The 17281-nt window shown below is 69.4% G+C and carries 19 protein-coding genes; 15 read left to right on the forward strand and 4 right to left on the reverse strand.

Annotation, left to right across the window (positions count from 1 at the left end; translation table 11 throughout):
• Positions 1–314 precede the first annotated feature (314 nt).
• Complete coding sequence (locus PKD06_RS14135; RefSeq protein ID WP_324381123.1) at positions 315–923, forward strand: lipase; 609 nt, start codon at positions 315–317, stop codon at positions 921–923.
• An 18-nt stretch (positions 924–941) separates the two neighbouring features.
• Here PKD06_RS14135 and hemW read toward each other — a convergent pair whose 3' ends face one another.
• On the reverse strand, positions 942–2105 hold the full coding sequence (gene hemW, locus PKD06_RS14140; RefSeq protein WP_324381125.1) for a radical SAM family heme chaperone HemW: 1164 nt from the start codon (positions 2103–2105) through the stop codon (positions 942–944).
• A 145-nt stretch (positions 2106–2250) separates the two neighbouring features.
• On the opposite strand from hemW, the gene PKD06_RS14145 reads away from it, so the two are divergent.
• From PKD06_RS14145 to PKD06_RS14185, 9 genes are all read left to right on the forward strand, one after another.
• The gene (locus PKD06_RS14145; RefSeq protein WP_324381127.1) at positions 2251–2505 is read left to right on the forward strand and encodes a type II toxin-antitoxin system prevent-host-death family antitoxin; all 255 of its coding nucleotides are present in this window, start codon (positions 2251–2253) and stop codon (positions 2503–2505) included.
• A complete protein-coding gene (locus tag PKD06_RS14150; RefSeq protein WP_324381129.1) occupies positions 2502–2885 on the forward strand; it encodes a type II toxin-antitoxin system VapC family toxin in 384 nt (127 codons plus the stop codon). Before PKD06_RS14145 ends, PKD06_RS14150 begins: the two co-directional genes overlap by 4 nt.
• 19 nt (positions 2886–2904) lie before the next feature.
• Complete coding sequence (locus PKD06_RS14155) at positions 2905–3570, forward strand: TetR/AcrR family transcriptional regulator (protein WP_324381131.1); 666 nt, start codon at positions 2905–2907, stop codon at positions 3568–3570.
• Positions 3571–3648: 78 nt separating this feature from the next.
• Positions 3649–4134: a DUF2852 domain-containing protein gene (locus tag PKD06_RS14160; RefSeq protein WP_324381132.1), complete on the forward strand. Its 486-nt coding sequence runs from the start codon at positions 3649–3651 to the stop codon at positions 4132–4134.
• Positions 4135–4314: 180 nt separating this feature from the next.
• Complete coding sequence (ispG, locus tag PKD06_RS14165) at positions 4315–5565, forward strand: flavodoxin-dependent (E)-4-hydroxy-3-methylbut-2-enyl-diphosphate synthase (RefSeq protein ID WP_324381134.1); 1251 nt, start codon at positions 4315–4317, stop codon at positions 5563–5565.
• Between the two features lie 160 nt (positions 5566–5725).
• Complete coding sequence (locus tag PKD06_RS14170) at positions 5726–7633, forward strand: potassium transporter Kup (RefSeq protein ID WP_324381158.1); 1908 nt, start codon at positions 5726–5728, stop codon at positions 7631–7633.
• A 37-nt stretch (positions 7634–7670) separates the two neighbouring features.
• A complete protein-coding gene (gene mtgA, locus PKD06_RS14175; RefSeq protein WP_324381136.1) occupies positions 7671–8345 on the forward strand; it encodes a monofunctional biosynthetic peptidoglycan transglycosylase in 675 nt (224 codons plus the stop codon).
• A gap of 127 nt (positions 8346–8472) precedes the next feature.
• Positions 8473–8658, forward strand: coding sequence for a 50S ribosomal protein L32 (gene rpmF, locus PKD06_RS14180; protein WP_324381138.1), 186 nt, complete (start codon positions 8473–8475; stop codon positions 8656–8658).
• 157 nt (positions 8659–8815) lie between these two features.
• Entirely contained in the window at positions 8816–10474 is a 1659-nt protein-coding gene (locus PKD06_RS14185; protein WP_324381140.1) for a bifunctional diguanylate cyclase/phosphodiesterase, read from the forward strand.
• Here the strand turns inward: PKD06_RS14185 and phaR are convergent.
• On the reverse strand, positions 10460–11041 hold the full coding sequence (gene phaR, locus PKD06_RS14190) for a polyhydroxyalkanoate synthesis repressor PhaR (RefSeq protein WP_324381142.1): 582 nt from the start codon (positions 11039–11041) through the stop codon (positions 10460–10462). The two genes, PKD06_RS14185 and phaR, sit on opposite strands and share 15 nt — an antisense overlap.
• A 151-nt stretch (positions 11042–11192) precedes the next feature.
• On the opposite strand from phaR, the gene PKD06_RS14195 reads away from it, so the two are divergent.
• Positions 11193–12377 carry an acetyl-CoA C-acetyltransferase gene (locus PKD06_RS14195; RefSeq protein WP_324381144.1) on the forward strand — a complete coding sequence of 395 codons (1185 nt, stop codon included), beginning with the start codon at positions 11193–11195 and terminating at the stop codon, positions 12375–12377.
• Positions 12378–12509: 132 nt separating this feature from the next.
• Positions 12510–13235, forward strand: a complete 726-nt coding sequence (gene phbB / locus PKD06_RS14200; RefSeq protein ID WP_324381146.1) for an acetoacetyl-CoA reductase — start codon at positions 12510–12512, stop codon at positions 13233–13235.
• Between the two features lie 79 nt (positions 13236–13314).
• Here phbB and PKD06_RS14205 read toward each other — a convergent pair whose 3' ends face one another.
• Together PKD06_RS14205 and PKD06_RS14210 are read right to left on the reverse strand one after the other, a co-directional pair.
• Complete coding sequence (locus tag PKD06_RS14205; RefSeq protein ID WP_324381148.1) at positions 13315–13827, reverse strand: hypothetical protein; 513 nt, start codon at positions 13825–13827, stop codon at positions 13315–13317.
• 117 nt (positions 13828–13944) lie between these two features.
• Positions 13945–14220: a DUF1153 domain-containing protein gene (locus tag PKD06_RS14210; protein WP_324381150.1), complete on the reverse strand. Its 276-nt coding sequence runs from the start codon at positions 14218–14220 to the stop codon at positions 13945–13947.
• Between the two features lie 239 nt (positions 14221–14459).
• On the opposite strand from PKD06_RS14210, the gene mnmA reads away from it, so the two are divergent.
• The 3 genes from mnmA to fabI are packed head-to-tail and all read left to right on the forward strand — an operon-like array spanning position 14460 to position 17128.
• Entirely contained in the window at positions 14460–15611 is a 1152-nt protein-coding gene (mnmA, locus tag PKD06_RS14215) for a tRNA 2-thiouridine(34) synthase MnmA (protein WP_324381152.1), read from the forward strand.
• Between the two features lie 21 nt (positions 15612–15632).
• Positions 15633–16268 carry a class I SAM-dependent methyltransferase gene (locus PKD06_RS14220; protein WP_324381154.1) on the forward strand — a complete coding sequence of 212 codons (636 nt, stop codon included), beginning with the start codon at positions 15633–15635 and terminating at the stop codon, positions 16266–16268.
• A gap of 50 nt (positions 16269–16318) precedes the next feature.
• Positions 16319–17128: an enoyl-ACP reductase FabI gene (fabI, locus tag PKD06_RS14225; RefSeq protein WP_324381156.1), complete on the forward strand. Its 810-nt coding sequence runs from the start codon at positions 16319–16321 to the stop codon at positions 17126–17128.
• The last annotated feature ends 153 nt before the right edge of the window (positions 17129–17281 follow it).

Consider the following 17281-nt stretch of genomic DNA (forward strand, 5'->3'; position numbering starts at 1 on the left):
GGAGCCGCCGCAGACCTGCGCGAGAAAGGCGTGCAGCGTGGTCGGCGCCGCCCCGGCGGCGAGCGGGCGGAGCGCGCCCAGCAAATACAGGCCCGCCCCGAGCCCTGCCGCCGGAGGGGCACCGGGCCGGCGCAGATCGCGAGCACGAGGCCGATGGAGAGCAATTGCGTGAGGGACATTGGAAGACCGTCGTGCGATGGCTGAAATGCCACAGATCGGCGCTCCATGGCATCCCCGTCACATCTCGCGTGAACGCGCGCGCCCGCCCATGCTATGGAGCGGGCGGGGCCTCAGGATCAGACGGGTGGGACGGCATGCCGGGCAGCAGCCATCACCGGAACCGTGGCGGGACAAGCAAGGCGGGCTGGCTGATCGCCGCCGCGACGCTGGCCTTCCTCTGGAGCGGCGCGGCCATGGCCGCCGAGGCGCGGGTGCTCCTGCTTCGCGGCTGGTTCGGCGTGTTCTCGACAGGCATGGACAGCCTGGCCCAGCAGCTCAGGGCGCGGGGCGTCAATGCCCAGGCCGTCGGCCACCTGACCTTCAGGGCGCAGGCCGACCGCATCATCCGCGACCGGGCCGCGGGCAAGGTCGGGCGGATCGTGCTGGTGGGCCATTCGCAGGGCGCCAACAACGTCATCGAGATGGCGCGGATGCTCGAGCGCTACAACATCCAGGTCGATCTCCTGGTGACGCTGGCGCCCTTCATGCAGGACCCGATCCCGGCCAACGTGGTGCGCGCGCTCAACTACTACCAGGAGCCGGGCTGGGGGGCGCCTCTCAGCGGTGATGCCGGGTTCCACGGCAGGCTCTCGAATATCGATCTGGCGGGAGATGCCAGCGTCTCGCACATCACGATCGACAAGAGCGATCGCGTGCAGAACGACCTGCTGCGCGAGATCTACGCCGTCGCGCGGGCGAGGTAGGGCAGCGGCGCCGCCGCCTCACGCGGCGAGGTCGGCCACCACCGCGTCGAGGACCGGAAAACCCGCCGGCGTCACCGCGATCCGCGCGCCGGCGCGGTGGGCGATCATGCCGTCTCCCATCAGCTCCTGGATGCGCTCGTGATCCAGGGCGCGGCCGGAAATGATGCGGTAGCGGGCCGGCTCGATCCCCTCGCGCAGGCGAAGCCCCATCAGCAGGAACTCGTCGCCCGCCTCCTCGCGGGTGAGAAGGGTGTGCTCGACGAGGCCGTGACCGTGGCGCTCGACCCGCGCGAGCCATTCCTCCGGCGAGGGCTCCGTCGCGGTGGCGACGCGCCCCTTCGCGGACATGATGCGGCCATGCGCCCCCGGCCCGACGCCGGCATATTCGCCGTAGCGCCAATAGAGCAGGTTGTGGCGTGATTCGGCGCCCGGCCGGGCATGGTTCGAGATCTCGTAGGCCGGCATCCCGGCCGCCTCGCAGACCTCCTGCGTCACCTCGTAGAGGATGCGCGCCTCCTCGGGGCCCGGAACGGCGAGCTTGCCGGCGGCGTGCAGCCGCTCGAACCAGGTGCCGGGCTCGATGGTGAGCTGGTAGAGGGAGAGATGGTCGGCGGCGTGCCCGATCGCCTGTTTCAGCTCGGCGCGCCAGGCGGCGGGCGACTGGTCGGGCCGGGCATAGATCAGGTCGAAGGAGAAGCGCTGGAAGTTCCGCGCCGCGACGTCGACGGCCTTCAGCGCCTCCTCGACGCTGTGCAGGCGCCCGAGCCGGCGCAGGTCGTGGTCGTTGAGAGCCTGGATGCCCATCGAGACGCGGTTGACGCCCGCCGCGCGATAGCCGCGGAAGCGCCCGGCCTCGACCGAGGTCGGGTTCGCCTCGAGCGTGATCTCCGCCCCGCGGGCGATGCTCCAGCTCTGCGCGACGGCCTCCAGGATCGCCCCGACCGTTTCGGGCCGCATCAGCGAGGGCGTGCCGCCGCCGAGGAAGATGCTGGTGACGGTGCGCCCCGGCGCCATGTCGCCCGCGTGCGCGATCTCGCGCCGGAAGGCGTCGACATAGCGCTCCTCGTCGATGCCGCCCGTCCGCACATGCGAGTTGAAGTCGCAATAGGGGCATTTCGACTGGCAGAAGGGCCAATGCACATAGACGCCGAAGCCGGCATCCTGGGTCGGGTGGCGGATCATTGTCCCCTCCTAGCACAGCGGAAGGCAACGGAGGGTGACGATCTGTTGTCCAAACTCGTTAACGTTTCGCATCGGGCGGGCGATTGGCGGGGGGAGAGCCCCATGTTAGACTAGGTAATGGTCCATTTTTGAAATGGAGGTCGCCATGGAGGTCTCCGTCACCGACGCCAAGGCACAATTGACCGAACTCGTCCGCCGCGCCGAGGAAGGCGAGGAGGTGGTCCTGACCCGGCACGGCCAGCCGGCCGTGCGGCTCGTGCCGGCCCGTCCCGTCCCGGATCGAGCGGCGCGGAGGCGGGCGCTGGAAGCCGCCCGCGGGGCTGCCGCCCATGCGAGCCCGGGGCCCTGTGCCGCGAGGAGCCAGGATTTTCTCTATGACGATGACGGGCTGCCGGGGTGATCGTCCTCGATACCTCCGCCCTGATGGCGATTCTGCTGGATGAGCCCGAGGCGACGGCTTGCGTGGAAATCCTCGACAGGGAAGATGAATTCCTCATGTCGGCTGGAACCCTGGCGGAGGCGCTCATCGTGGCCGGCCGTCGCCAGATCGGGCCCGACATGAGCCGGCTCGTCGAGGATCTCGGCGTCCGGGTGGTCGATGTGACCGCCGCATCGGCCCGCAAGGCCGCGGAAGCCTATGCCCGCTGGGGCAAGGGCGTGCATCCCGCCAGGCTCAACATAGGCGATTGCTTCGCCTATGCCCTGGCTAAGGAGCGTGGCTGGCCGCTTCTGTTCGTCGGCGGCGATTTCAGCCAAACCGACATCGTGAGCGCCCTGTGATCCGGCAGGGGCAAGTCGCGTGACGCCCTGGGGCCGGCCCGGCTCGTGGGGAGGCGGCGAGGGCGGGGACAAGCGTTCCTACCATCACGGCAACCTCAAGGAGGCGCTGGTCGAGGCGGCGCGCCGCTTCATCGCCGAGCGGGGCCTCGGCGGGTTCACGCTCGCAGATGCGGCCAAATGGGTCGGGGTGACGCCGGCCGCGCTCTATCGCCATTTCCGCGGGCGCGAGGCGCTCGTCGCCGAGGTCGCGTTCCGGGGCTTCGACCAGCTCGCCGAGCGCCTCGGTCGCGCGCTGTCCGGGCCGGGCACCCCGCTCGAACGCTTCACCCGCATGGGCGAAGCCTATCTCGATTTTGCCGAGAAGGAGCCCGGCTATTATGCGGCGATGTTCGCGGCGCGGCCGGAGGAGGCGGCCGGGTCAGAGCCTGTCCCGGCTCCCTGGGGGAGCGGGCGCCCGCCGGGGCCTTTCGACATCCTGCTTGCGGCACTCGGCCGCACCTTCCCGGACGGGTTCGGCAGCGTCGATCCGCGCTTCGTCGCGCTGGAGGTCTGGGCGCTGGCCCATGGGCTCGCCACATTGGATGCCGCGCGCCTTCTCCCGCACGGCCCCGGACTGCCCGACAAGCACGAATTGCTGCGGGCGGGGATCCTGGCCCTGGTCCACGGGGCGGCGCGGAAACTGTGACCTCCCTCTTGAAAGCCGGCGCGCGGCTGCGCATGTGAATGTTGTTGACATTTACATGTCGACCTTCAGGAGGTTCTCATGACGACTGCGACCCCCGGCTGGCAGGCCGGCATGAACTCGACACCCAATTCGACACCGAATCCCTCCGCGAGCTGCGGGCCCCGCGGCTCCCGCCGTGCGCTCGAGATCGTGGGCATCGTGGTCGCGTTCTTCTATTTCTGGCCGGCCGCCGCCGGCTGGGTGGCCTGGAAGCTGGCCGGCTATCCGGGCTTGCAGGAGCTGCGGAGCGCCTTGTCCGGCCGGGCGGCTGAATTCCGTAACTTCCGCTTCGGCGGCCCCTTCGAGGCATCGCCCTTCAAGGGCGGCTTCGGCGGGACCGGCAACGCCGCCTTCGACGAGTACCGGCGCGCCGAGATCGAGCGCCTGGAGCGCGAGCGCCGGCGGCTGGACGAGGAGGCCCGCGAGTTCCGCTCCTTCGTGGAGGAGCTGAAGCGCGCCAAGGACCGCGAGGAATTCGACGCCTACATGGCCAAGCGCCGCAAGGACGGGCCGGTGGACGTCTGATTCTCGACGAAGCAAGGCCCGCCGCCTCCGGGCGGCGGGCGTGTCATGAAAGCGTCGCCCGCTCCCTGTTGAAACCCGCGGGCAGGCCGTATGCGCCGGCTTGCGTTGACGTCCCCCCTGCGGCGGCGGTAACCCTCGCGCACCGAAGCGGCCTCCCGGAGGCCGCCTGAAGGGGCTTTCATGTCCGATTTCGCGGGACCCGCGAGACGCCACGGCACCGTTCCGGTCAAGGTGGGCCACGTTCTCGTCGGCGGCGGAGCGCCGATCGTCGTCCAGTCGATGACGAATACCGACACGGCCGACGTCGATTCCACCGTGGCCCAGGTGGCCGCGCTCGCGCGCGCCGGCTCGGAGATCGTCCGCATCACGGTCGACCGCGACGAGGCGGCGGCGGCGGTGCCGAGGATTCGCGAGCGCCTGGACCGGGTCGGGGTCGACGTGCCGCTCGTGGGCGATTTCCATTACATCGGCCACAAGCTGCTGGCCGATCATCCCGCCTGCGCCGAGGCATTGGCGAAATACCGGATCAATCCGGGCAATGTCGGCTTCAAGGACAAGAAGGACCGGCAGTTCTCGGCCATCGTCGAACTGGCGGCGAAGCACGACAAGGCGGTGCGGATCGGCGCCAACTGGGGCTCGCTCGACCAGGAGCTTCTCACCTACCTGATGGACGAGAACGCGAAGTCGGCCGCGCCCCTCGACACCCGCGCCATCACGCGCGAGGCCATGGTGCAGTCGGCCCTGACCTCCGCGCGGCGCGCGGAGGAGATCGGCCTCGCCAAGGACCGCATCATCCTCTCGGCCAAGGTCTCCAACGTCCAGGACCTGATCGGCGTCTATCGCGAGGTGGCGCGGCGCTCGGACTATGCCATCCATCTCGGCCTCACCGAGGCGGGGATGGGCTCGAAGGGCATCGTCGCCTCCTCGGCCGCGCTCGGCATCCTGCTCCAGGAGGGGATCGGGGACACGATTCGCGTCTCGCTGACGCCCGAGCCCGGCGGCGACCGGACGCTCGAGGTGAAGGTCGCGCAGGAAATCCTGCAAACCATGGGCTTCCGCACCTTCGTGCCGCTCGTCGCGGCCTGCCCGGGTTGCGGGCGCACGACCTCGACCGTGTTCCAGGAACTCGCCCGCGACATCCAGGACTGGATCCAGGTTTCGATGCCGGACTGGAAGGCGACCTATCCCGGCGTCGAGACGCTGAACGTCGCCGTCATGGGCTGCATCGTGAACGGGCCCGGCGAATCGAAGCATGCCGATATCGGCATCTCGCTGCCCGGCACGGGCGAGACCCCGGCAGCGCCCGTCTTCATCGACGGCCGCAAGGCCATGACGCTCCGCGGTCCCACCATCGCGCAGGACTTCAAGTCCCTGGTCTCCGACTATATCGACCGCCGCTACGGTCGGCATGCGCGGAACGCGGCGGAATAGGCCGCGCGATCCCATGAGCAGCGAGGACCGCAACCCGCCCGCGGATGGCGGGAGGCCGGCCGGCGATCCGCTGCCGGCCGTCGCACCCGTCGAGATCACGCCGGTGGCCCCGCCCCCGGAGGATCCGGTGCCCGGCGTCCCCGCGGCGCCGATGCCGCCGATGCCCTCCGAATCGACGATCGTCACCGATTCGATGCTGCCGGAGGCCCATCGCGGCAAGACCGGCATCTGGACCCTGACGCTCGGCTCGGTCGGCGTCGTCTACGGCGATATCGGCACGAGCCCGCTCTACGCCTTCCGCGAGGCGCTGAGCACGGCCAAGGAAGACGGCGTCATCACGACGACCGAGGTCTACGGCGTCGTCTCGCTCATCGTCTGGGCGCTGACGCTGATCGTGACGCTCAAATACATCACCATCATCCTGCGGCTCGACAATAACGGGGAGGGCGGCTCGCTCTCGCTGATGGCGCTCGCCCGCAAGGCGACGGGGGGCAGCTTCGCCATCCTCGCCCTCGGGCTGCTCGGCGCGGCCCTCTTCTACGGGGACGCGGTCATCACGCCCGCCATCTCGGTGCTCTCGGCCGTCGAGGGCCTGAAGCTCGTCGCCCCCGCCTTCGAGCCCTATGTCCTCTACATCACCATTGCGATCATCGTCGGGCTCTTCCTCGTGCAGAGCCACGGCACCGCGCGGGTCGCGAGCTTCTTCGGGCCCGTCATGGTCCTGTTCTTCCTGACGCTCGCGGCCGCCGGCATTCCCCATATCCTGCGCGAGCCGGGCATCTTCCTCGCGCTCAACCCCTATTACGGCATCCAGTACCTCATCACCCACGGCCATGCCGCGCTGATCGCGCTCGGCGCGGTCTTCCTCGCCGTCACGGGCGCGGAGGCGCTCTTCGCCGATCTCGGCCATTTCGGGCGCCGTCCCATCCAGCGCGCCTGGTTCGGCCTCATCTTTCCGAGCCTCGTGCTGAACTATCTCGGCCAGGGCGCGCTCGTGCTGCACGTGCCGGAGGCGGCCTCCGAGCCCTTCTTCCACCTCGTGCCCGAATGGGCGCTCCTGCCGCTCGTGATCCTCGCCACCTGCGCGACCGTGATCGCCTCCCAGGCCAATATCACCGGCGCCTTCTCCCTGTCGCGCCAGGCGGTGCAGCTCGGCCTCATGCCGCGCCTCGAGGTGCGCCACACCTCCGAGGAGCATTCGGGCCAGATCTACCTGCCGCAGGTCAACATGATGATCATGATCGGCGTGATCCTGCTCGTCCTGGTGTTCAGGTCCTCCAGCGCGATCGCCTCCGCCTACGGCATCGCGGTGACCGGCACGATGCTCATCACCGGCACCATGGCCTTCGTCGTCTCGCGCTATGTCTGGGGCTGGAGCACGCTCCGGGCGGCGGCGACCCTGATGCCGTTCCTCTTCATCGAGTTCTGCTTCCTGGCCGCGAATCTCCTGAAGGTGTTCGAGGGCGGCTATGTGCCGCTGATGCTGGCGGCGGCCCTTGTCCTGATCATGGGCACCTGGGTGAAGGGCACGCGCATCCTGTTCGAGAAGACCCGCAAGACCGACGTGCCGCTCGACGAGCTGGTGGCGATGCTGGAGCGCTCCCCGCCCCACCGGGTCCGCGGCACCGCGGTCTTCCTGACGAGCGATCCCTCGCGCGCGCCCTCCGCGCTGCTGCACAACCTCAAGCACAACAAGATCCTGCACGAGCGCAACATCGTGCTGACGGTGCGCTCGATGGATACCCCGCGCGTGCGCAGCGACGATCGCATCTCCATCGAATCGATCGGGCTCTCGTTTTGGACCGTCGAGCTTCGCTTCGGCTACATGGAGCAGCCGGCCATCCCGCGCAGCCTTGCGGCTTTGCGCCGGCACGGCTTCAAGTTCGACATCATGGCGACGTCCTTCTTCCTCTCGCGGCGCTCGATCCGGCCGGCTTTGCGCTCCTCGATGCCGCTGTGGCAGGACAAGCTCTTCATCGCCCTTGCGCGCTCGGCCTCCGACGCGACGGACTTCTTCCAGATCCCGACCGGGCGCGTGGTCGAGGTGGGCACGCAGGTCACGGTGTGAGGCGGCGGCGCCCCGCTTCTTCCTTCGCGGCGCCGCCGTGAGGCGCCTCGTCGGCTTCATCCTCGTCCTGTTGCTGGCCTATCCGGCGGCCGTGGTCGTGCTCGGCGCGGCCTATCTCGCGGTGCCGCCGGTCTCGACCCTCATGCTGGGGCGCTGGCTGACCCTGCGCGGCGCCGAGCAGGTCTACAAGCCGCTGGCGGAGATCGCCCCGGTCCTGCCCGCCGCGGCGATGGCCTCGGAAGATGCCCGCTTCTGCCTGCACCGGGGCGTCGACTGGAAGGCGCTGAGCGACGTCATGGAGGATGCCGACGAGGGCGGCCCGAGCCGCGGCGCCTCCACCATCCCGATGCAGGTCGCCAAGAACCTCTTCCTGTGGCCGGGCCGCTCCTATCTGCGCAAGGCGATGGAGATCCCGATCGCGCTCTATCTCGGCGCGATCTGGCCCAAGAGGCGCATGATGGAGGTCTATCTCAACATCGCCGAATGGGGTGAGGGGATCTTCGGGGCGGAGGCCGCGGCGCGGCGCCATTTCCGCAAGAGCGCCGCGGACTTGACGCGCCGCGAGGCGGCGCTCCTCGTGGCCGCGCTCCCCAATCCGCGCCAGCGCGACCCGGCGCGTCCCTCGCGCCTCATGAACGCCAAGGCTGGCCGCATCCTGGCCCGCATCCCGCAGACGCCGACGCAATGCCTGCGCGCCGGACCGCGGGGCTAGCAATCCGGCGCCGCCCTGGCTATAAGCGCGGCCTTCCGTTTCGAGACAGGCCGACGGTCCCGCCCGGGGAGCGATGCCGGCCGCTCAAGCCTGAGAAAGAGCCCGCCCGTCGGGCGAGGAGAGTCAAGTGGCCGTTCCCAAACGAAAGACCTCGCCGTCGAAGCGCGGCATGCGCCGCTCGGCGGATGCCCTCAAGGCCCCGACCTATGTCGAGGACAAGGATTCGGGCGAGCTGCGCCGTCCCCACCATGTCGACCTCAAGACCGGCATGTATGGCGGCCGCCAGATCCTGAAGGCGAAGACCACCTCCTGATTCCGTTCAGAAGGTCGGATTCGCACGAAAAGCTCGGACAGGCCGGCCCACGGGGCCGGCCTGTCTCGTTTTGTGTTTCCTCTTAACGCGCTCTTCAGCATTTCGGCCGCATCGATCCGACACACTCGGCCCGAGTCCAGTCGCGAAAGAGGGCGACGTGATCTCCCACGCCACGAGCAGCGTCCCGGCACTGCCGACCCACGATCCCCGCAGCCTCCTCACGTCCCTGCAGGTGATCGTCTATAGCTGGGACCGCTCGACGGATGCCCTCGTCTGGGGCCCCAATGCCGCCGAGGTCTTCGGATTCGATCCGGCTTCGGTCTGGCCGAGCGGCGCCGCCTTCGCGGATGCGCTCGATTCCTGCGAGGGCCCGACCCGGGCCGAGATCGTGGCCGCCGCGCAGCAGCAGGACGCCGGCAGGGAGGGGGTGTTCGGAGCCCAGTACCGCCTGCGGCTCGGCGAATCCGGGACCGTCCTCGTCGACGATACGGGCCACTGGCTCGCCGGTGGGGTCGCCGAGGTGCGCGGCACCATGCGGGTGCGGCGCGAGCCCTCCGGCCTCCTGCCGGCGCCCCGGGGCCGTGATGCCTTTCTGGCGCAGATCGGCGGCGATCTCGCCGAGAGCAAGACGGCGGAGCGCCCTCTGACGGTCTTCGCCCTCGCGATCGCCAACCTCGCGGAATTGAACGACGCGCTCGGCTACGAGGCGGCCGACCGAGTCATCGACACCGTCACGGCGCGGCTGGCGACGACCATGCGCCGGCGGGATCGCCTCGTGCGCTATTGCGGCAACCGCTTCGCCCTCGCCCTGCGGGGCTGCGGCGTCGGGGAGGCGGAGGTGGCGGCGGAGCGCATCCTGCGCCTCGCCTCGTCGGAGCCGGTCGGCACCGCCGGGGGCCCGATGGCCGTGAGGATCGCCATCGGCGCCGCCTCGGCGCCGGTCCACGCCCTGGATGCGAGCACCCTCCTGCGGCGCGCCGAGGCGAGCCTCGGCCTCGCCAAGCGCCGGACGGCCTCCTTCATCATGCACGATGCGAGGCTGTTCCGGCAGGAGGCCCGCACGCGTCGCGACGCGCCGGACGGGGCCGGCATCCTGGATCGCCGGCGCATCGTGCTCGCGCTTCAGCCGGTCGTGTCGTCGGCGACGCGCGAGCCGGTCTTCCACGAGGCGCTCCTGCGGGTGCAGGGGCCGGACGGAGAGGTGCGCCCGGCGGGCGAGGTGATCCCGGCCCTCGAGCGGGCCGGGCTCGTCCATCTCGCCGATTTCCGCATGCTGGACCTGGTCGTCGAGCATCTCGCGGCCCATCCGCAGGCGCGCGTCTCGCTCAACGTCTCGCCGGACACCATGGAGCGTCCCGACTGGCTGCCCGTGCTCCGGGGCCAGCTCGGCGCGCGCCTCGACATCGCCTCGCGTCTCGTGGTGGAGGTGACCGAGACCGCCGCCATCCGCGAGCCCGCGGCCTTGCGCGCGCTCCTCGACGCGACGCGGGCCATGGGCGCCGCGGTCGCGATCGACGATTTCGGCGCCGGCTATACCTCGTTTCGGAACCTGCGCTCCTTCCCCGTCGACTTCGTCAAGATCGACGGCGCCTTCGTGCAGAGCCTGGCGCGCTCGGTGGATGACCGCTTCTTCGTGCGCACCCTGATCCAGCTCGCCCATCACCTCGGCATCGCGACGGTGGCCGAATGGGTCGAGGACGAGGAAAGCGCAGTCCTCCTCGCCTCGTGGGGCGCCGAATACCTCCAGGGCGACCATTGCGGCGCGCCCCGGCTGGCCCGCGCCCCGCAGGGGCGCGGAAGCTCACTCGTCGCCTGACGGGCGACCCCGGGTCAGCGTCTCGAGCTTCTCGCGCATCTCGGTCATCTGGCGCTTCAGCTCGGCGATCTCCTCGGCGCGATGCGGGTCGCTGGCCTCGCCCGCCGGGTGGTCGGGTCGGAAGGGGGTCCACATCCGCATCGCCTCGCCGAAGAACGCCATGTTGGCGCGCACCTGCTCCTCCATGGCCTGGAAGGCGGCCGGGCCGAAGGCTTTCTCCATCTGCGCCCGCAGCTTCTGCTGGTCCTTGGTCAGGCTGTCCATGGAGAATTCGAGATAGCGCGGGACCAGCGCCTGCATGCTGTCACCGTAGAAGCGGATGAGCTGGCGCAGGAAGGTCGTCGGCAGGAGGCTCTGCCCCTGCTTGTTCTCCTGCTCGAAGATGATCTGGCCGAGCACGGCGCGGGTGATGTCCTCGCCGGTCTTGGCGTCGGTGACGATGAATTCCTCGCCGTTGCGCACCATTCGCGCCAAGTCCTCCAGCGTCACATAGGTGCTGGTTCCCATGTGGTAGAGGCGCCGGTTGGCGTATTTCTTGATCGTGGTCGGGGGTTTCTTTTCGGCCATGGCCGCATCTGTCTCCTTGCGAGCCTTCTCACACGGATGGTGCGGCGCGGCAATCCGGCTGAAGCGATGAGCGGCTTGACATCCGGCCGCACTGGCCCGAGTGCGTTATGCAACCGTCCCCGGGCGAGCGGACGGTCAGGGAGATCGCATAATGGCTCAGGCCGACATCGTCATCGTGGGCGCGGCCCGCACCCCGGTAGGGTCCTTCAACGGCGCTTTCGCAACAGTTCCGGCCCACGTACTCGGAGCAACCGCCATCAAGGCCGCGCTCGAGCGGGCCAAGGTGAAGCCGGAAGAGGTCGACGAGGTCATTCTCGGCCAGGTTCTCGCCGCCGGCGAGGGGCAGAACCCCGCCCGCCAGGCCGCGATGAAGGCCGGCATCCCGCAGGAGGCGACCGCCTGGGGCCTCAACCAGCTCTGCGGCTCGGGCCTGCGCGCGGTCGCGCTCGGCATGCAGCAGATCGCCAACGGCGACGCCAAGGTGATCGTGGCCGGCGGCCAGGAATCGATGTCGATGTCGCCTCATGCCCAGTACATGCGCGGCGGCACCAAGATGGGCGACGTCAAGCTCCTCGACACGATGCTGAAGGACGGCCTGACGGACGCCTTCTTCGGCTACCACATGGGCACGACGGCCGAGAACGTCGCGCAGAAATGGCAGCTCTCTCGCGACGACCAGGACAAGTTCGCCGTCGCCTCGCAGAACAAGGCCGAGGCGGCCCAGAAGGCCGGCCGCTTCAAGGACGAGATCGCGCCCGTGACCATCAAGGGCCGCAAGGGCGACGTGGTCGTCGAGAACGACGAGTATATCAAGGCCGGCACGACGATCGACAGCGTCGGCAAGCTGCGCCCGGCCTTCTCCAAGGAAGGCACGGTCACGGCGGGTAACGCCTCGGGCATCAATGACGGCGCCGCCGCCGTGGTGCTGATGTCGGCCGACGAGGCCAAGAAGCGCGGCCTGACGCCGCTCGCGAAGATCGTCTCCTGGGCGACGGTCGGCGTCGACCCGGCCATCATGGGCACCGGCCCGATCCCGGCTTCGCGCAAGGCGCTGGAAAAGGCCGGCTGGAAGGTCTCCGACCTCGATCTCGTCGAGGCCAACGAGGCTTTCGCCGCCCAGGCCTGCGCCGTGAACAAGGACATGGGCTGGAACGAGGACATCGTGAACGTCAATGGCGGGGCGATCGCCATCGGCCACCCGATCGGTGCCTCGGGCGCACGCGTCCTGACGACGCTCCTCTACGAAATGCAGAAGCGCAACGCGAAGAAGGGCCTCGCGACGCTCTGCATCGGCGGCGGCATGGGCGTCGCCCTGTGCGTCGAGCGCGAGGGCTGAGGGCCTTTCGGCCCGGCGCCCGGCGCCGGGCCGCATTTCATGTCTTGACCGGGCTCCGCCCGGTCATTCCATATCCAGGACTTGGACCGTCGGCACGAGGCCGGCGCCAGGATAAACAGCGGGAGGAAATGCATGGCGCGTGTGGCATTGGTGACGGGCGGGTCCCGTGGCATCGGCGAGGCGATCTCGAAGGGTTTGAAAGCGGCCGGCTACAACGTGGCGGCGAGCTATGCCGGCAACGACGCGGCGGCGGCCAAGTTCACCGCAGAGACTGGCATCAAGACCTACAAGTGGGACGTCTCTGACTACGATTCCTGCGTCGCGGGCATCGCCAAGGTCGAGGCCGATCTCGGCCCGGTCGAGGTGCTGGTGAACAATGCCGGCATCACGAAGGACGGCATGTTCCACAAGATGACCAAGGAGCAGTGGTCGGCGGTCATCAACACCAACCTGAACTCGCTCTTCAACATGACCCGCCCGGTCTGGGAGGGCATGCGTGCCCGCAAGTTCGGCCGTGTCATCTGCATCTCCTCGGTCAACGGCCAGAAGGGACAGATGGGCCAGGTGAACTATGCCGCGGCCAAGTCGGGCGATCTCGGCTTCGTCAAGGCGCTGGCCCAGGAAGGCGCGCGGGCGGGCATCACGGTGAACGCGATCTGCCCCGGCTATATCGCGACCGAAATGGTCAAGGCGATCGACCCGGCCGTCGTCGAGAAGGCGATCCTGCCGCATATCCCGGTCGGCCGCCTCGGCGAGCCCTCGGAGATCGCGCGCGCGGTCGTGTTCCTGGCCTCTGACGATGCCGGCTTCATCACCGGCTCCACCATTTCGGCCAATGGCGGACAATACCTGATCTGAGCCGGACAAGGTTCTCCCCGCCCCTCTCCGCTACGAGGGGGGCGGGGTTTCCTGTTGGGGGCCACCTCCGGAGATCGTCTCAGGCCAGCAGATAGCCGGTCGCGAGGCCGGAGAGAAAGCCGGCGAGGCCCGACCAGACAGGGTCGAAGCTTACGAGCCGCGACAAGGCCCGCGCGGCCTGCACGGCCGCCAGGAGCCCTCCCGCCGTCAGAATGACGAGGATGGATTTCGCGCTCGCCAGGATGAATGCGGTCGCGGTCAGGATCAGGCAGACCGAAAGCGTCAGCCCGGCTTCCACTCGGGCGATCTCGGCCCGCGTCCGTCCGTGACGGAACCTCCGCCGGAGGGCGGCCCTGACAAGCCGCGTGGTGCGTCCGGCCCGGGCGGCGGCGGGCGGACCGCCCAGCTCGACGGCGAGAGCGAGCCCCGCCAGGACGGCCAGCGCAATTCCGCAACCCGCGAGACGCGTGAGGCTGAAGGTTGAGAGCGCATCGCCCACTCGCGCCCCGGCCAGGGCATAGCCGGCCGTTGCCGCGGCCAGAGCGGCGAGGATCGCGCCGAGGCGCCGAGCCGGGATCGTCTCGCGCGTCACGTCCGCCTCTGCGATGAGCCGGGAGGCCCCTCAATGTGGCTTATCGTTGTCGCATACGACTTTCGAGTGACCGATTCCGTTTTTCGCCGACCCGGACCTCCGGTTCCGCGGCATGCTCTATTGGCGATAATGCTGGATGCGGGTCGTGCGCAGGCCCGCGAGGCCGTGGTCGTCGATCGATTGCTGCCAGCTCAGGAATTCCTCGACCGTCAGCGTATAGCGCTTGCAGGCTTCCTCCAGGCTGAGAAGCCCGCCCCGGACGGCGGCGACCACCTCGGCCTTGCGGCGGATGACCCAGCGGCGGGTGCCGGATGGCGGCAGATCGGCAATAGTGAGCGGAGAACCGTCCGGTCCGATAACGTATTTCGCCCGCGGGCGCATAGGTTCGGTCATGTTACGCTCACACACAATTACGCTGACCACTTGCCTCTCAACCTAGGCCCGCGCGCTTAAAATTTGCCTAAGCCCGCGGCAGAAATGACGCAGCTGCGGTAAAGGTTGTGGCGAGATTCGGCCGCCGGGCGGTCTGATTCGCGGCGAGGGCGGGGCAGCCGCCCTGGCTGCGGCCACTGGCCCCCGGGCGGGCGGGCGGCTATATCCCTCGCAGCAGCGCAGTTCCGCGATCCGCCATCATGCAGCCCCTTCTCGATCTTCCGGGCGAGCCCGCATCGACCCGCGTCGTGGTCGCCATGTCGGGCGGCGTCGATTCCTCCGTCGCGGCCGCCCTGCTCGCGCGGGCCGGCTACGACGTCGTGGGGATCACGTTGCAGCTCTACGATTCCGGCGCTTCGGCCGCGCGCCGGGGGGCCTGCTGCGCGGGCGCGGATATCCACGACGCCCGCCGCGTCGCCGAAGAGATCGGCATCCCGCATTACGTGCTCGACTATGAGAGCCGCTTCCGCGAGGCGGTCGTGGACCGTTTCGCCGACAGCTATGCGGCCGGCGAGACCCCGATCCCCTGCGTCGAATGCAACAAGTCGGTGAAGTTCACCGACCTCCTGGCCACGGCCGGGGAACTGGGCGCGGCCTGCCTCGCCACGGGCCATTACGTCGTGAGCCGCGCGGGGCCGCGCGGGCGCACCCTGCACCGGGCTGCCGATCCGGACCGCGACCAGAGCTATTTCCTCTATGCGACGACGCCGGCCCAGCTCGAGCGGCTGCGCTTTCCGCTCGGCCATCTGCCGAAGAGCGAGACGCGGCGGATCGCGGCCGAACTCGGGCTCGGCGTCGCCGCCAAGCCCGACAGCCAGGACATCTGCTTCGTCCCGAGCGGACGCTACCAGGACATCGTGCGCAAGCTCCGCCCCGAGGCCGTCCGCCCCGGCGAGATCGTGCATCTGGACGGCCGGGTGATCGGGCGGCACGAGGGCGTGATCGGCTTCACGATCGGCCAGCGGCGCGGCATCGGCATCGCCTCGGCCGAGCCGCTCTATGTCGTCTCGATCGACGCCGCGCGGGCGCGCGTCGTGGTCGGGCCGCGCTCGGCGCTCGGCGTCACGCGCATGAGCCTGCGCGAGGTGAACTGGCTCGGCGACACCCCGCTCGACGCCCTGCCCGCCGAGGGGCTGCCCCTCGCCGTCAAGACGCGCTCGACCCGCCCGCCCGTCCCCGCGCGCCTCGTCCCGGATCCCGCCGGCCTCGTCGTGGAGCTGGACGGCGCGGAGGAGGGCGTGGCGCCGGGCCAGGCTTGCGTCTTCTATGAAAGCGAGGCGCCCGACGCCCGCGTCTTCGGTGGCGGCGTGATCCGGCGCCCCGCCCCCTCCCTCGCCCTCGATGCAGCCTGAGAACGGGACGCCCGCAGAACCATGAGCGAAGAGACCACCGCGCTGATGCGCCGGGCCTATCAGCGCTGGGCGCCGATCTACGACGTGATCTACGACAAGCTGACGGAGCCTGCGGCGCGCGCCGTGGTCTCGGCGGTCGAGGGCTGCGGGCCGCGCATCCTGGAGGTGGGCGTCGGGACGGGCCTGTCGCTCGGCTATTACCAGCCGGGCTCGGAGGTCTTCGGCATCGATCTCTCCATCGACATGCTGCGCCGGGCCGGCCGCAAGGTGGCGCGGCGCGGCCTGCATCACGTGAAGGGGCTCGCGGTGATGGACGCGACCCGGCTCGGCTTTCCCGACGCGTCCTTCGACGCGGTCGCCGCGCAGTTCCTCATCACGCTCGTCCCGGACCCCGAGGCAGCCCTCGACGAGATGGCCCGCGTGATCCGCCCCGGCGGCGAGATCGTGCTCGTGAACCATTTCGGCCAGGACGAGGGGCCGCTCGCGCAGATCGAGAAGGCTGTGGCGCCGCTTTCCGCCCGCATCGGCTGGAGTTCAGACTTCAAGGCGTCGCGCGTCACGCGCTGGGCGCGGCGCCATCACCTCGAGCCGCTGCCGCTGAAGAAGGTCTTCCCGGGCGGCTTCTTCAAGCTGCTGCGCATGCGCAAGCCCGGATGACAGGCCCGCGCCCCCGCGTTACATCGCCCCCTCATCCGAAGGAGCGGTGCGTGGACGGTCTGATGAAGGGAAAGCGGGGCCTGGTGATGGGCGTCGCGAACGATCATTCGATCGCCTGGGGCATCGCCCGGACGCTCGCCTCTCACGGCGCCGAGCTGGCCTTCACCTACCAGGGCGAGGCGCTCGGCAAGCGCGTCGGGCCGCTCGCGAACTCGGTCGGCTCGGACATCGTGCTCCCCTGCGACGTCGAGGATCTCGCCTCGGTCGACGAGGTCTTCCGGGCGCTCGACGAGCGCTGGGACGGGCTCGACTTCGTCGTCCACGCCATCGCCTTTTCGGACAAGAACGAGCTGAAGGGTCGCTATGCCGACACGACGCGCGAGAATTTCGCGCGCACGATGCTGATCTCCTGCTTCTCTTTCACGGAGATCGCGAACCGGGCGGCGGCGCGGATGAGGAACGGTGGCGCCATGGTCACGCTGACCTATGGCGGCTCGACGCGCCTCATGCCGAACTACAATGTGATGGGCGTCGCGAAAGCCGCGCTCGAGGCGTCGGTGCGCTATCTCGCGGGCGATTTCGGCCCCTCCGGCATCCGCGTGAACGCGATCTCGGCCGGCCCGGTGCGCACGCTCGCGGGGGCCGGCATCGCCGATGCTCGTTTCATGTACAATTTCCAGAAGGAGAACGCGCCCCTGCGCCGCACCGTCTCGACGGACGAGATCGGCGGCTCCGCCCTCTATCTGCTCTCCGACCTCTCGGGCGGGGTGACGGGCGAGATCCATTATGTGGATTCGGGCTACAACATCATCTCCATGCCGCGCCCGGAATTGCTGAAGGCGCAGGACAAGGGGGGCTGATGAGGTGTCGTCTCCTCCCGCGTCTCCCCGTCGTGACCAGGGCCATCGCATAAGGGGGGGCGCAGCCGAGCCCTCCCATCACACAAAGACGCGATCGGGTTCACATGTCGGTTTCCGCCGCACCAACCCTCCCCCCGCTTGCGGCGGGGAGGG

It is taken from the genome of Enterovirga sp. (assembly GCF_035325185.1).
In the GTDB taxonomy this organism is placed as follows: Bacteria; Pseudomonadota; Alphaproteobacteria; order Rhizobiales; family Beijerinckiaceae; genus Enterovirga.